The organism is Micromonospora sp. NPDC005806 (assembly GCF_042871425.1).
In the GTDB taxonomy this organism is placed as follows: Bacteria; Actinomycetota; Actinomycetes; order Mycobacteriales; family Micromonosporaceae; genus Micromonospora.
On record NZ_JBIAIL010000076.1, the window covers coordinates 1 to 13,197 of the forward strand.

At 69.3% G+C, this 13,197-nt stretch carries 12 protein-coding genes; 9 read left to right on the forward strand and 3 right to left on the reverse strand.

What is annotated here, in order from left to right; translation table 11 throughout:
* The first annotated feature begins 234 nt into the window (after positions 1-234).
* Positions 235-1,341, forward strand: coding sequence for an IS110 family transposase (locus ACFYOS_RS35615; RefSeq protein ID WP_387151490.1), 1,107 nt, complete (start codon positions 235-237; stop codon positions 1,339-1,341).
* A gap of 145 nt (positions 1,342-1,486) precedes the next feature.
* Here the strand turns inward: ACFYOS_RS35615 and ACFYOS_RS35620 are convergent, their stop codons facing one another.
* Positions 1,487-2,200 (reverse strand): SDR family oxidoreductase, encoded by a 714-nt coding sequence (locus tag ACFYOS_RS35620; RefSeq protein ID WP_387151493.1) that lies wholly within the window; start codon positions 2,198-2,200, stop codon positions 1,487-1,489.
* Between the two features lie 80 nt (positions 2,201-2,280).
* Between ACFYOS_RS35620 and ACFYOS_RS35625 the strand changes: the two genes are divergently transcribed.
* The 5 genes from ACFYOS_RS35625 to ACFYOS_RS35645 all read left to right on the forward strand — a co-directional run bounded on the left by ACFYOS_RS35625 (position 2,281) and on the right by ACFYOS_RS35645 (position 7,608).
* The gene (locus ACFYOS_RS35625; protein ID WP_387151496.1) at positions 2,281-3,078 is read left to right on the forward strand and encodes a helix-turn-helix transcriptional regulator; all 798 of its coding nucleotides are present in this window, start codon (positions 2,281-2,283) and stop codon (positions 3,076-3,078) included.
* A 663-nt stretch (positions 3,079-3,741) separates the two neighbouring features.
* Positions 3,742-4,038: a pilin gene (locus tag ACFYOS_RS35630; RefSeq protein WP_387151499.1), complete on the forward strand. Its 297-nt coding sequence runs from the start codon at positions 3,742-3,744 to the stop codon at positions 4,036-4,038.
* 11 nt (positions 4,039-4,049) lie between these two features.
* The gene (locus ACFYOS_RS35635) at positions 4,050-4,967 is read left to right on the forward strand and encodes a hypothetical protein (RefSeq protein ID WP_387151503.1); all 918 of its coding nucleotides are present in this window, start codon (positions 4,050-4,052) and stop codon (positions 4,965-4,967) included.
* Positions 4,964-5,854, forward strand: a complete 891-nt coding sequence (locus ACFYOS_RS35640) for a PrgI family protein (protein WP_387151506.1) — start codon at positions 4,964-4,966, stop codon at positions 5,852-5,854. The genes ACFYOS_RS35635 and ACFYOS_RS35640 overlap by 4 nt, the downstream gene beginning before the upstream one ends.
* A gap of 44 nt (positions 5,855-5,898) precedes the next feature.
* Positions 5,899-7,608 (forward strand): VirB4 family type IV secretion system protein, encoded by a 1,710-nt coding sequence (locus ACFYOS_RS35645; RefSeq protein ID WP_387151523.1) that lies wholly within the window; start codon positions 5,899-5,901, stop codon positions 7,606-7,608.
* Between the two features lie 438 nt (positions 7,609-8,046).
* On the opposite strand, the gene ACFYOS_RS35650 is transcribed toward ACFYOS_RS35645, so the two are convergent.
* Positions 8,047-9,039, reverse strand: a complete 993-nt coding sequence (locus ACFYOS_RS35650; RefSeq protein WP_387151509.1) for a GlxA family transcriptional regulator — start codon at positions 9,037-9,039, stop codon at positions 8,047-8,049.
* A gap of 74 nt (positions 9,040-9,113) precedes the next feature.
* On the opposite strand from ACFYOS_RS35650, the gene ACFYOS_RS35655 reads away from it, so the two are divergent.
* The 3 genes from ACFYOS_RS35655 to ACFYOS_RS35665 all read left to right on the forward strand — a co-directional run bounded on the left by ACFYOS_RS35655 (position 9,114) and on the right by ACFYOS_RS35665 (position 11,969).
* Positions 9,114-9,959 (forward strand): dienelactone hydrolase family protein, encoded by an 846-nt coding sequence (locus ACFYOS_RS35655; RefSeq protein WP_387151511.1) that lies wholly within the window; start codon positions 9,114-9,116, stop codon positions 9,957-9,959.
* Positions 9,960-10,127: 168 nt separating this feature from the next.
* The gene (locus ACFYOS_RS35660) at positions 10,128-11,363 is read left to right on the forward strand and encodes a WD40 repeat domain-containing protein (protein WP_387151514.1); all 1,236 of its coding nucleotides are present in this window, start codon (positions 10,128-10,130) and stop codon (positions 11,361-11,363) included.
* 27 nt (positions 11,364-11,390) lie between these two features.
* Complete coding sequence (locus ACFYOS_RS35665; RefSeq protein ID WP_387151517.1) at positions 11,391-11,969, forward strand: suppressor of fused domain protein; 579 nt, start codon at positions 11,391-11,393, stop codon at positions 11,967-11,969.
* A 112-nt stretch (positions 11,970-12,081) separates the two neighbouring features.
* Here ACFYOS_RS35665 and ACFYOS_RS35670 read toward each other — a convergent pair whose 3' ends face one another.
* Positions 12,082-12,840, reverse strand: a complete 759-nt coding sequence (locus ACFYOS_RS35670) for a class I SAM-dependent methyltransferase (RefSeq protein WP_387151520.1) — start codon at positions 12,838-12,840, stop codon at positions 12,082-12,084.
* Between the last annotated feature and the right edge of the window lie 357 nt (positions 12,841-13,197).

The window sequence follows — 13,197 nt, forward strand, 5'->3', positions numbered from 1 at the left end:
GAGAGCGGCAAGGGGTATGCGAGCCAGTGCCGACCGGCGCCCTGACGCTACGGGCTGCAGACCCGCGCATCTAACTCCAGTAGACAAGTCAGGGGTTTGCTCGGCTCGAAGTAGCGTTGCCCTCCCGGCTCGACAATCCAGGTGGATCGAGCATCGGAGGAACCGTTGAGTGGCACGTCGGATCGTGTAGTCATCGGGATGGACCCGCACAAACGCTCTGCCACGATCGAGGTCATGGCCGGCGACGAGACCATCGTCGGCGGCGGCCGGTTCGACACCGGCCGGGACGGCTACACGGCGATGAGGAAGTACGCCAGCCAGTGGCCGAACCGGGTCTGGGCGATCGAGGGCTGCCAGGGCATCGGCGGGCACATCGCCAACCGGTTGCTGGCCGACGGCGAGCAGGTCGTCGACGTGCCACCGAAGCTGTCCGCCCGGGCGCGGGTGTTCGCCACCGGTCAGGGCCGCAAGACCGATGCCACCGACGCCCACTCCATTGCGCTGGTCGGCACCCGCATGGCCGGGCTGCGCCCGGTGGTCAACGATGAGCAGCTGGCCCTGCTGCGGATTCTGGTCGACCGGCGCCGCTCCCTCGGCGAAGACCACACCCGGATGGTGTCCCAGCTGCATCAACTGCTGCTGGAACTGATTCCGGGTGGGGCGAAGAAGAGCCTGTCCGCCGCCCAGGCCAAGGCACTGCTGGCCACGGTCCGGCCCCGTGACGCGGTCGGCAAGGCCCGCCGGCGGGTCGCCGCGGAGCTGATCAGCGACCTCGAACGGGTCTACCGACGCTCCAAGGAAGCCGACAAGGAACTGACCGAACTGGTCGCTTCCACCGGCACCACCCTGATGGACCTGCGCGGCGTCGGACCATCCGGCGCCGCCCGGCTGCTGGTCGAGGTCGGCGACATCACCCGGTTCCCCGACCGGGCCCACTTCGCCTCCTGGAACGGCACCGCCCCCATCGACGCGTCCTCGGGCGAGCAGGTACGACACCGGCTCTCCCGCGCCGGGAACCGGCAGATCAACCGGGTGCTGCACATCATGGCCACCGTCCAGCTGCGCAATCCCACCGAAGGCCGCGCCTACTTCGACCGGAAGAAGGCCTCCGGCAAGACATCGATGGAAGCGATGCGCGCCCTGAAACGACGCCTGTCCGACATCGTCTACCGGTGCATGATCAGCGACGCGGTGGCCACGGCGGCGGGCCCGGGAGGACACCGGGGAACGACTACAGACTCCAGCGTGACCGACTCTCATCCCCCAGCCGGCTCTTCGGAGGAGTCACTTCCCGGACCCGCCGAGACCCAGGATAGAACTCCCCTCCCGGCGGTGTCTTGACACAGAGGGGAGCCAAATCCGGTTGCTCACCGACGAAGGTCAGCGCCCGGACTGCGGCAGAAGCGTGTGTCTCGATTAGCGAGGCAGGCGCAGCGCTGACTCGGATGCGATGACGCCGAGGTTGGGCAGGTTGCGCGAGTGGTGATCACCACGGCACGCGGGTTCCGTCCCAGGAGAGGAATTCGCCGGTGGGGCCGTCGTCGGGCAGCAGTGCCAGTTGGACCGCGCCAGCTGCGGCTTCGGCCGGGTCTCCGCCGCTGGCGGCGGCGGTCACGTTGAGATTGGTTTTGCGTAGCCCGGGCGCGAGGGCGTTCACCTTGAAGCCGTCGCCGGCGAGCGCCTGGGCGTAGAAGACTGTCAGCGCGTTCAGTGCGGTCTTGGACGATCGGTATGCGGCGAGTGAGCCCGTCGCGGGGAACCGCGGCTGCGGGCCGGTACTCCAGCCCAGTGATCCAGTGCCGCTGGAGAGGTTCACGATCCGGGGCCGGGCGGAGCGGCGCAACGCGGGCAGGAAAGCGTTGGTGACCGCCACGACCCCGAACACGTTCGTTTCGTAGGTGCGGCGGAAGGCGTCAACGTCGGTCTCGGTCACCGGGTTCAGGTCGACCGAGATGCCAGCGTTGTTGACCAGGATGTCCAGGTTTTCGACTTGACGGGCGGCGTCGGCGACGCTCTGGCCGTCGGTGACGTCGAGGGTGAGTAGTCGAGCGTTGCCGCCGATCTCGTCGACAGCCCGCTGTCCCCGCTCCGGGTCGCGAGAGCCGAGGTAGACGATCAGCCCGGCGGCCGCGAACTGCCGCGCGATTTCCTTGCCGATGCCTTGGTTGGCGCCGGTGACCAGTGCCGTGGAATCGTTCATGGTGTTCATGCTGCAACGATGCCGACGGCGACCGGGCCGATCCAGGGACAACCGATACCTGGCTCTGGAGGGGGTGGATCATGGCGGGACAGGAGTTGGCGTGGTTCCTTCGGCAGCGGCGGGAAGACCTACGCCCCGCCGATGTCGGCCTGCCCGCCGGTCCGCGCCGTCGTACCCCCGGCCTGCGCCGTGAGGAAGTCGCCCAGCTGGCCCACATGTCGGTCGACTACTACGCCCGACTCGAACAGGCCCGGGGCCCCCATCCGTCGCCGCGGATTCTGGACTCCCTCGCCGACGCGCTGCGGGTCTCCCCAGCCGAGCGGACCCACCTGTTCCGGCTGGCCGGGGCGACTCCGGCACCACCCGCCGGGCCGGTACGCCAGGTCCGCCCGCATATGGTCAACCTGCTGCGCCGCATCCCCGAGGCGGCGGCCGTCGTCACCGACGCCAGCTACGACGTGATCGCCTTCAATCCGCTCGCCGACGCCCTGCTGGGTAACCTCAGGCAGGAGCCCAACCTGGCCCGCCGACGGTTCCTGGGCCTCGGCAGCTACGAAAGCTCCAGCGCCGAAGAATTCGGTCACATCGCGGTGGCGCGGCTGCGCGCCGCCGCCGACCGCTACCCCCGCGACGAGCGCCTCGCCCGCCTCCTGACCGGGCTGCGCGCCGCCAGTCCCGAGTTCACCGAGATCTGGAACACCAACCTGGTACGAGCCCCAAGCCACCGGATCAAGTCCCTCACCCATCCACAGCTCGGCCCGCTGCGCCTCAACTGCGACGTGCTCACCATCCCCGACGACCAGCAAGTCGTCTTCATCACCGCCGACCACGGCACCCCCACCGCCCGCGCCCTACGCCACCTGGGCGCTGTCGGCTGACGAAACCCTTCATACACCGAGTCGACAAGGCCACGCGCTCTGTCAGCGGCGGTACAGCGAAGGGCCTTGGAGTCGCCGGACCGCTGGCCACGAGCCGCGTGAATCTGTAAGCCACAGCGTCCGCACATCGGCAGATCCGGAAGCCGAGCGCTAAGCCGCGCTGAGGGCATTCGTCACGCAGGGACACCCGCCACGCTGACCGTCAGATCCCAGAGGTCAAGCCGATTGCTGAAGGAGGGCCGACCTGCTGCGGGTTGCACTTCGCGCCGTACGTCGCTCTGACCTTGTGCCGTAGGCCGATCCCGTACTGATCTCGGCGCCAGGCTGTCTCGGGCGGCGGCCGGGGCGGCCTCGTTGCGTTTCCGGTCCGCGCAACTTTGCGTGGCGACGTGGGTCGCTGACCGGCTCTGTCAGGGCGTGTCAGGCCGGCGCCGAGTTCGATCGAGCTGACAGGCGAGATCTGGGCGGTGCATGTCCTCCACGGCATGCCCGCCCGGTGGGGACCTCGCACCCCGGCGAGGCCCTCGGTCCGGCACGGCTGGCGCGGCGTACTGACACCGCAGCCCTTGGAATCACGCAAGGGAGGAGCGCCCCCACCGGACCACACGGCTCTTCGCTGAGTCCCCATCGCGGCGGCCCACCCATCTTTTGTGGAGCGCCGCGATGCACACGATTTCTCTCCTCAACGAGCTGGTTCTGGCTGCGCCTGCGCCCGATGGCGCAGGCCCCAACTCCATTGCCCACGTCATCTCGAACATCACCGGTTGGATCATGGGCATCACCGCGTTGGTCGCGACGATGTTCCTGGTCATTGGCGGCCTGCGGTACATGGCTGCCGGTGGTGACCCGGCCCAGGTCGAGCAGGCCAAGGGCAACTTCAAGTCCGCGCTGATCGGCTACGCCCTCGCAGTGCTGGCCCCGGTGATCCTGCAGGTGCTGCAGGGCATCCTCGGCGGCTGAGGGACACCCCCGTGGTCAACTGGCTGATGGACGGGCTGGTGGATTGGCTCGCCGGGCGGGTGCTGGACCTGCTCGGCGGGCTCCTGGCCTTCCTCACTTCCTCGATGTTCCTGTCACCAGACGTCACCGTCCTACCGCAGGTGACCACGATCGCGGGCAAGAGTTCCCTGGTCGTGAACGCCTGCTTCACCCTGGCGATCATCGCCGTGGGCATCACCACGATGGTCGGCGGCTGCGTCGAGATCCGCTACAGCGTCAAAGACCTGGTTCCGCGGCTGGTCGTCGGTTTCGTGCTGTCCAACGTCGCGGTGCCGCTATGCGCTGTGCTCATCGACGTCGCCAACTCGCTGACCACCTCTATGGTGGGCACGGCCGCGCCGAGCATCGAGACGGTCACCATGGCACGCGACCACGTGGCCGCCGCGATCACCGACCCGAGCACCGCCCTGATCGCCACGCTCATCGGCCTGCTCATCGTCGGCCTGATGTTCACCCTCATCACCGGCTGGGTCGGGCGCGTCGTGGCGCTGGTGATCCTGGCCGGGATCGCTCCGGCCGCTCTGGCCTGCTACGCCCTGCCGTGGACCCAGGCTGCCGCCGGACTGTGGTGGCGCAGCGTCCTGGGCTGCCTCGGCACGCCCACCCTGCAGGCCATCACGTTGTCCACCGGCGTTCAACTCCTGGTCGACCCGGACGCCAACTTGCCGGTGGTACTCGGCTTGCCCGGCTCGGACGTGCTGAACCTGCTGCTCGTCGCGGTGCTGCTGTGGGGCACCGTCAAGATCCCCGGCATGGTGCGCCGGTACGTGACCGGCAGGGGCTCGCCGACCACGAGCGGTGTCCTGCTGCGGGCGGTGTTCATCCAGTCCCTCACCCGGCGCGTGCCGTTCGGTCGGTTCGGCCGCGCCGCCGTGGGAGGTGGCCGATGACCACCGAGGACACTCCCCCGCGCGCCGTTGTCCCGGCGGACGTCAACGAGCCCGACCGCATTGCGTTCGGGCTGACGTTCCGGCAGTTGGCCATCATCGGCGGCGTAGGGCTCGGCGGGTTCGGCAGCTACCGCACCGTCGGCCACCTGCTGCCGCCGGCTGCCTGGGTCGTCGGCGCGGTCATCGTGGTCGCGGTCGCGATCGTGGTGGCGCTCGGCCGCCGTGACGGCCTGCCGCTGGATGTGTGGCTGCGGCACGGGTTCACGCTCAGCCGCAGCCCGCGCACGTTCGCACCGGGTACAGCTCGGGCCAGCTCGGTCGCGGTCGTGGCCGGCAAGCCGAGCGTCCCGGCGCCGTTGCGCTCTCCGGTCACGGCGGTCAGCCCGACCGGCGTTCTGACCAGCGAGGGCAGCAACAAGATCATGATTGCCTGCGGCACGACGAACATCCACCTGCGCACTGGTAGCGAGCAGGGCGCGCTGCTGGACGGGTTCGGCCGGTTCCTCAACAGCCTGACCGGGCCGGCGCAGATCGTCGTTGCCGCGCAGCGGCACGACCTGTCCGTCTACGCGCAGGCGACCGTCGACCACGCGCCGCGACTGCCCCACCCGGCGTTGCGGGCCGCCGCCGACAACTACGCCGACTTCCTCCTCGACCTCGACAGTCAGCGGGATCCGCTGCGCCGCCAAGTCCTCGCTGTCGTCACCGGCGAGCACGCAGCCGAGGGCGCCGTGCGCGCCCTGTCCGGGCTCGGTGTCGAAGCCGCTGCCCTGGACGGGCCGGCCGTCGCCGCCGCGCTGGCCGCCGCAGTTGACCCCTTCTCTCCCCCACCGCCTGGCCCTCGAGCGGTGCCCGGCGTCCCGATCACCCTACGGAGCACATCGTGAACTTGCTGACGTCCATGAAGAAGCGCGTCGCGGCCGGGGACGGCATGCCCTCCCCGGCCGCTTTGTCGGTCACCCCATCACACGTGCAGGTCGGCGACGGGCACGCCGCCACCTACGCCGTCTGCGGCTACCCCGCCGAGGTCGGCCCCGCCTGGCTCGACCCGCTGCTGTCCTACCCTGGACGCGTCGACGTCGCCGTGCACCTGGACCCCGTGCCGCCGCAACTGGCCGCGCCGATGCTCAAGCGCCAGCGTGCCCGCCTCGAATCCTCCCGCCGCCTCGATGCTGACCAGGGCCGCCTGGGCGACCCGATGGTGGAGGCGGCAGCGGCCGACGCCGCCGACCTCGCCGAACGCGTCGCCCGCGGCGCGGCGAAGCTGTTCGAGGTCGGCATCTACGTCACCATCCACGCCCGTACCCTCGACGAACTTGCCACCGTCACCGCCGGCGTGAAGTCCGCCGCCGCCAGCGTGCTGCTGGACCTGCAGCCGGCGACGTTCCGCCACCAGCAGGGGTGGATCTCCACCCTGCCGGTCGGCGTGGACCCGCTACGGATGCGCCGCATCCTCGACACCACCGCCCTCGCGGCAGCGTTCCCCCTCGCCTCGGCCGACCTCGCCGCCCCGGCCCCGGGCGCCGTCGCCCCGCCCGAGGGCGTGGTCTACGGGGTCAACACCACCAGCAACGGGGTGCTGATCTGGAATCGGTGGGCGCAGGACAACCACAACAGCGTGGTCCTGGCGCGCAGCGGGGCCGGGAAGTCGTACTTCGTCAAGCTGGAGGTGCTGCGCAACCTCTACCAGGGCACGACCGTCAGTGTGATCGACCCGGAGGACGAGTACGCGCCCCTCGCGGAGCATGTGGGCGGGACTGTCGTGCAGCTCGGCCAACCGGGCGTGCGCATCAACCCTCTCGACCTGCCCGCCGACAACCGGCCCGACACGCTGACCCGCCGTGGGCTGTACCTGCACACGCTGATCTCGGTCATGCTCGGGACGGCCCCGCCAGCCGAACGAGCCGCCCTCGATCGGGCCATCACCGCCACCTACAACCGGGCCGGCATCAACGGCGACCCGGCCACCTGGACGAAGCCCGCTCCGCTGTTGCGGGACCTGGCCGAGGTACTGGCCGCTGACGATGACCCGGCCGCCGGGCAGCTCGCCGCCCGGCTCGCCCCGTGGACGGTCGGGAACTTCGCCAGCCTGTTCGACGGGCCGACCACCACCGCGCCGCGCGGACACCTGGTGGTGTGGTCGCTGCGGCACCTGCCCGACGAACTGCGAACCGTAGGCACACTGCTGGCCCTCGACTCGATCTGGTCGGGCATCGACACCCCCGCCACGAATGCCCGCCGGCGGCGGCAGCTCGTCGTGGTGGACGAAGCGTGGCTGCTGATGCGCGACGGCGAAGGCGCTCGGTTCCTGTTCCGGATGGCGAAGGCCGCCCGCAAGCGATCCGCTGGGCTGTGCGTCATCACCCAAGACGCGGCCGACGTGCTGTCGACCGACCTCGGGCTCGCCGTCGTGTCCAACGCGGCGACCCAGGTGCTGATGCGCCAGAGCACCCAATCCATCGACGCCGTCAGCGAGGCGTTCAACTTGACCGCCGGGGAATCGCGGCTGCTGCTGTCGGCACCGCGCGGCGAGGGCCTGCTCGTCGCCGGCCACAGCCGGATTCCGTTCCGCGCTGTCGGGTCGGCCACCGAGCACAAGATCGCCCTGACAGGCTTCGAGCTGGAGGAATCTGATCGGTGATGGCAACTGAACTCTGGGTGCTCCGCCCCGAGTGCGGGGAGGACATCCCAGAGTCTACGGAACTTCAGGCCGGTGAACCGGCCTACTGGACGCGTCGGTGGGCCGGCTGAGCCGCCGACGCGGGTGAGGCTAGGGGGCTCGACGTGTGTTGCCCGCTGTGGAAGCGGCCAGCCGCTCGCGCAGCGGCTGCGCTGGTGAGGACTGCACCCGCGCAGCGAACTCCCTGCCGGCGGGCCGGATCTGATGCAGAGATCAGGTACGGCTTGATGAATAGACCTCCTCTATCGGTCCGTCCAGTCGCCGCTGAGGGCTGCCTTGACGGGACCGTGAGATCGGCCGTCGCCGCATGAACGGTAACCCTGCGTTACGAGAAGCCCTCAAGTAGGGCGCGGTCCGCATCCGCCTCTGGCCGATGGGCGGACGTTGTGCTTCGGCTCGTCAGGAGATGGGTTCGGCGCTTCCCCCGAACGTCGCGCGGTAGTCCCGCGGCCGGTGCCCGGCCAGGCGGGTGAAGACGGCGCTGAACGTCCCGGGGTCGCGATAGCCGACATCGGCGGCGATGCTGGCGACTGTCCTCTCAGTGGTCTCGAGCAGGTGTTTCGCCCTGCGCACCCGTTGCGCCTGCAGGTACCCGAGCGGGGTCTGGCCGGTCTCGCCGCGAAACCGCCGCAGGAGGGTTCGTGTGCTGACGTGGAACGTCGCGGAGAGCAGCCCGAGATCGTAGCGCTCGCGCACGTTCTGGTCCAGCCAGCGTTTGACGCCTTGCGAGAACTGGCTGCCGGTGGCCGGCAACAGCTCCGCGTCGACGTACGGAGCCTGGCTCGGCCGCGCGTCGTCGACGAGCGCGACACGCGCGGTGGCGCGGGCGACGCGACTGCCGTTGTGCTCGCGGATGAGGCTGAGGGCGAAGTCGTACATCGCGCTGAACGCGCCTGTCGTGGTCACCCCGCTGTCGGTGACCACGAGTTTCTCCGGTCTGACGTCGGTGCCAGGGCAACGGTCTGCCAGCCGGTCGGCGAACAGCCACGAGGTCGTCGACTCTCGCCCGTCAAGCAGGCCGGCGTCGGCCAGCAGGAACGCGCCGACACAGATCGATACCAGCGCGACTCCCGATTGCGAGCTGGACCTGATGGTTTCGATCTCCGGCCCGAGCGACGTGAGCGTCGCGTCCAGGTCGAGTCCGGGGCAGAGCTCGAACCCGGGTACGACGAGGACATCGACCTGCCGCACCGGCACGACTGTGATCGCCACGCCGCCGGAGGCGACCACGCGCCGCCGCGGCGACAGGATCGACACGTCGTACGGCGGATCGCTGGTCGCGTTGGCCGCGGCGATGTGCGAGGCCATTGTGAGGAGGTCGGGAACCCCGAAGACCTCCGACGCGAAGCATCCTGGATACGCGAGCACACCGACACGAAGCGGGGCCACCATGGTGGCGAGATTACCCGGACATGTGGCGATCTCGCCCCTGGCCGGACCAGACACTCCCGCCCGACGATACGGCTATGGCGATCACTGAACCGCAAGCGGACGACGCTCTCGCGGACTTCTCGACGCGGCTTATCGACACCGAGGGCGTCAGCAAGACCGTCTACGTCGGCGGGTCCGGGCCGGCTGTCGTGCTGATGCCGGAGATGCCTGGCATCAGCCCGGACGTCGTCCGCCTGTCGCGCTGGATTCGAGACGCGGGATTCACGGTCTACCTTCCGTCGCTGTTCGGTATCGACGGCGCCTTCCCCAGCACCGCCGACGGGGAGAAGGCCGTCCGCCGTGCCTGCGTCAGCGCCGAGTTCCGCGCGTTCGCCGGTGGCGGCACGAGCCCGATCACGGCCTGGCTTCGGGGGTTGGCCAGGACGGCGCTGGCCGAGTGCGGCGGGCCCGGCGTGGGAGCGATCGGGCTGTGCTTCAGCGGCAACTTCGCGCTCACCATGACACTCGAACCGGCCGTCATCGCGCCTGTGGTCAACCATCCCTCGCTGCCACTGGACGACCCCGCCGGACTGGAGATCAGCGACGAGGACGCCGCGATGGTGCGTGAGCGCATCGAGCGTGATGGGCTGACGGTGCTCGCCTACCGTTTCGACAACGACCGGTGGTGCACCGGCCAACGGTTCGCCGCCTACCAGGCGCTCCTGGGCGACGCGTTCGACGGACGCGTCATCCCGGGCGAGACGGCCAACCCCGAGCCACCCCCGTTCTTCCGTGATGTCGTCGGCTGCCCCCACAGCGTCGTCACAGCCCATCTCGTCGACCAGCAGGGACACCCCACACTGCGCGCCAGAGACGAGATCCTGGCCTTCCTTGCCGAACGGCTCGGCCACGACGATCCGAGGGGGCATGAGACGCATTGACGTACTCTATGGCCGCGATCCGAGCGCTACTCACTGTCACCGTGATCGGGTCAGCGGTCGCTCGGTCATGCCGAGAAGCGGATGTTCGATGTGCGAGCGCGTTATCCCGCTTCGACGGCCTACCGGTCCTGGCCTCGAACGCGGCCGGTGGTTCGCTACAGTCCGTCCGTGCCGACCGACGAGGTGCTGCTTACCCATCCCGACCCGCCCGCACCCAGACACCTGCACCTCGCGGTCGACGGTGCCCGCCTGCTGCGCCGCTCGTGGAGACGCACCGCCAAGGAGCGGCACAGTAGCCGCGATCTCGCCAACCCGCAGGCCGCCCGCGACGCCCTCGCACGTGAGGCCGCCGCCCGCATGCGCGAGGGCTTCGTTTTTGTCCGCGACTCAGCCGGCACCCCACCTGGTGAGCCCGTCCTGCGCTGCGCCCCGCCGAACAGCGACGGCCCACAGACCTTCGACCTGCATCCGCAAGGCCACACCCTCGCCGTTGCCTCGCTGCACCGTGGCGCCTACGGTGCCGACCTGCACCTCATCGATGTCACGACCGGCCGGCGCCGACTCGTGCACACCGAGACACCCGGCAGCGGCCCAGCGAGGCAGACGTTCATCCACACCGTGCTGTTTGACGCCGATGGCACCGGCCTGGTCTACGCGCTCAATGGCGAGACCCGTCACCTCGACCTCACCACCGGCGCCACCCGCTTCCTCGCAGCCTACGAACAGTTCAGCACTGCCCGGTTCAACCCTTTCTGCGCCCGGCCCGCCCAGGACGCCACCCGACAGCGGCTGCTGCTGTTCGATGCTGACGACCGGGTCCGTGTCCGTGCTACCAGCACCGGCGATGACGTACTGGTCCTGCACGTCGCCGACCAACCCGAGTGTCGCGCTGGAGCCCTGTCGCCCTCTGGGCGGCTGCTTGCCCTCACCTATGGCGTGCACGACGCCACCGTGCAGCTGTGGCACGTCGACACCGGTCGGCTGCTGCACAGCACCCGGTTCCCGTTCCCGTTCGCCAGCACGACCGGCCGCACCGGGATCAGCCACCTGGGCTTCGACCCCACCGAGCGGTTCCTCCTCGCCGCCGGCGGCTTCGCCGAGGGACCGTTCGCCCTGCCCATCGAGGGCGACACCCTCGCCTGGGCCGTGGCCGACCCGCACCGCACCGACCGCTACGGCACCTGCTTCAGCTGGCAGTACTCCCCACATGGGGACCTCCTTGCCATCGGCGGCCGACTCGGCGCCACCCTGCACCTGCCGACCGGCGAACCCTCACCAGTGACCCTGGCACCGTCGCACACCGGCCGCACCCACCGAATCGTCTTCTCTGCCGACGGCACCCTGCTCGCCTGTGGTGGCGATACCGGCCAACTGTCTGTGCACCACCTGACCAGCCAACCCTGACCTGGCTCGATCGGAGATGGTCACCGAGTGGCTGGGTTGATTGAACACTTGGAGTCGTTCCTCGGGCTCATCGCGGGTGGTAGCCGAGGCGACGATACGATGCCGGAGGGCGTTCAGGTGGCGTGGTTTGGCCCCGACGTCCCGTTCGGCGAGGTCACGACCCTGGTGACCGTGGGGCTGTCGCGGCGTCATCTCAACCTGCCGAGTGACGGGGCCTTGCACCAAGAGTTGGTGATGCACGTTCCAACCGATGACTACCCGGCTCGGGCGGCCGGGCTGTTGTTCCAGGTGGCCGGTGAGATGGTGCGCCGCAGGGCCGGCTTGTCGCATGGGCAGGTGATTGGTCCGCGGGGGCCTCTCTTCCCGGGCCGCCAGACCGCAGCCATCGTGGCGATCAGCCCGAGATATTTGCCGGAGTCCTTTGCCGTCTGTCACACCGAACCGGCGCCGGTGGTCTTCACGTGGTTGGTTCCGATCACCACGGGTGAAGCTGAGGTAATCCAGAGGTTCGGGTGGGGGACGCTGGAGCAGGCATTCGCGACTCAGGATCCTGATCTGGCTGACCCCGGTCGGGCAGAAGTGGCGCTGGATGGGTTGGGCTCGTAGGCCTCAGCGGGCGGGTGATCGAGTATCCGGATCTGCCGCATGTGGTGCGTCGCGCCGGTGATTGAACGGCGGCGACATAAGCTGGGAGTGATCGACTCGCGCTGGGCGGCGGTCAGGCGCGAGCCCGCACGCACCAGGCTGAAGCAGAGATGTCGAACGGTGACGGTGGCAGGAGCTGCACACATCGGCGGCGCAGGCCATCGCGCTGCGCATCGTCCAGCCGCGCGACATAGGCACCGGCCGGTCCGACGCCGAGCGTGAACGGCTCCCACCAGTCGTCGAATGTGGCGAACCGGACGGTGACGGTCAGCGACATGGGCTCGATGTCCTTCAGGCGTGCTGCTTCGTAAAGCTCGGCCAGGTGACCTTCGCGCGCCCCGGCCAGCTCCGACTCGTCACGCACATGTGGATCGATGTCGTGCACAGCCCGCCAGAAGGTGGCGAGCGGACCGCTGCCTCCGGCGTGATCCCACACGCAGGCGGCGACCAGGCCGCCGGGACGGGTGACCCGGGCCATCTCCGACAGCCCGGACACCGGATCCGCCATGAAGTGCACGACCAGCTGGGCAAGGGCGAGGTCGAAGCTGTCGTCAGGAAAGGGAAGACGTTCAGCCACCGCGGAGCGCACGTCGACCCCGGGCAAGCGCGCGCGGACGGCTGCAACGAACGGGGCGGATGGGTCGACCGCCGAGACGTTGTCTGCGCCCAGACGGTCCACCAGCTGTGTGGTCAGTCCGCCCGGCCCGCACCCGACGTCCAGCGCCCGTTGGCCCGCCTGCACCTGGGCCAGTTCCGCGAACCGCGCAGCCAACGGCTCGGAAAACCGACCCATGAACCGGACATAGGCGTCTGCAGTGACGTTGAAGCTCACGACTAAGAAGCTAATGCCCCACGGGCGCGGACCGAGGGCCCGTCAAGCGCCGGCGTGGCTACAGCCCGCTGTAGGACATCCGCATCTGCCGCGGACAGGTCATCGCAGTGCCGAGACCGAGCGGGCGGGAGTTGTTGACCACCAGACGTCCGTCGGTCACCATGCTGCGCATGCCCCATCAGTCAGCTGAGCCGAGCACCTGCGCAGTCCGGATGCCCGCTCGGCAATGGCGGAGGGTCGACCGCGTCCTCGACAACGTGGTTAGCCTCGGTCTTTCGCTAACTGTTGATCAAGGCCGTTGAGGCGGCTGGTTGATCTTTCGGGTGGTCATTGCTGGCGTGGGTATACCGGTGGCCC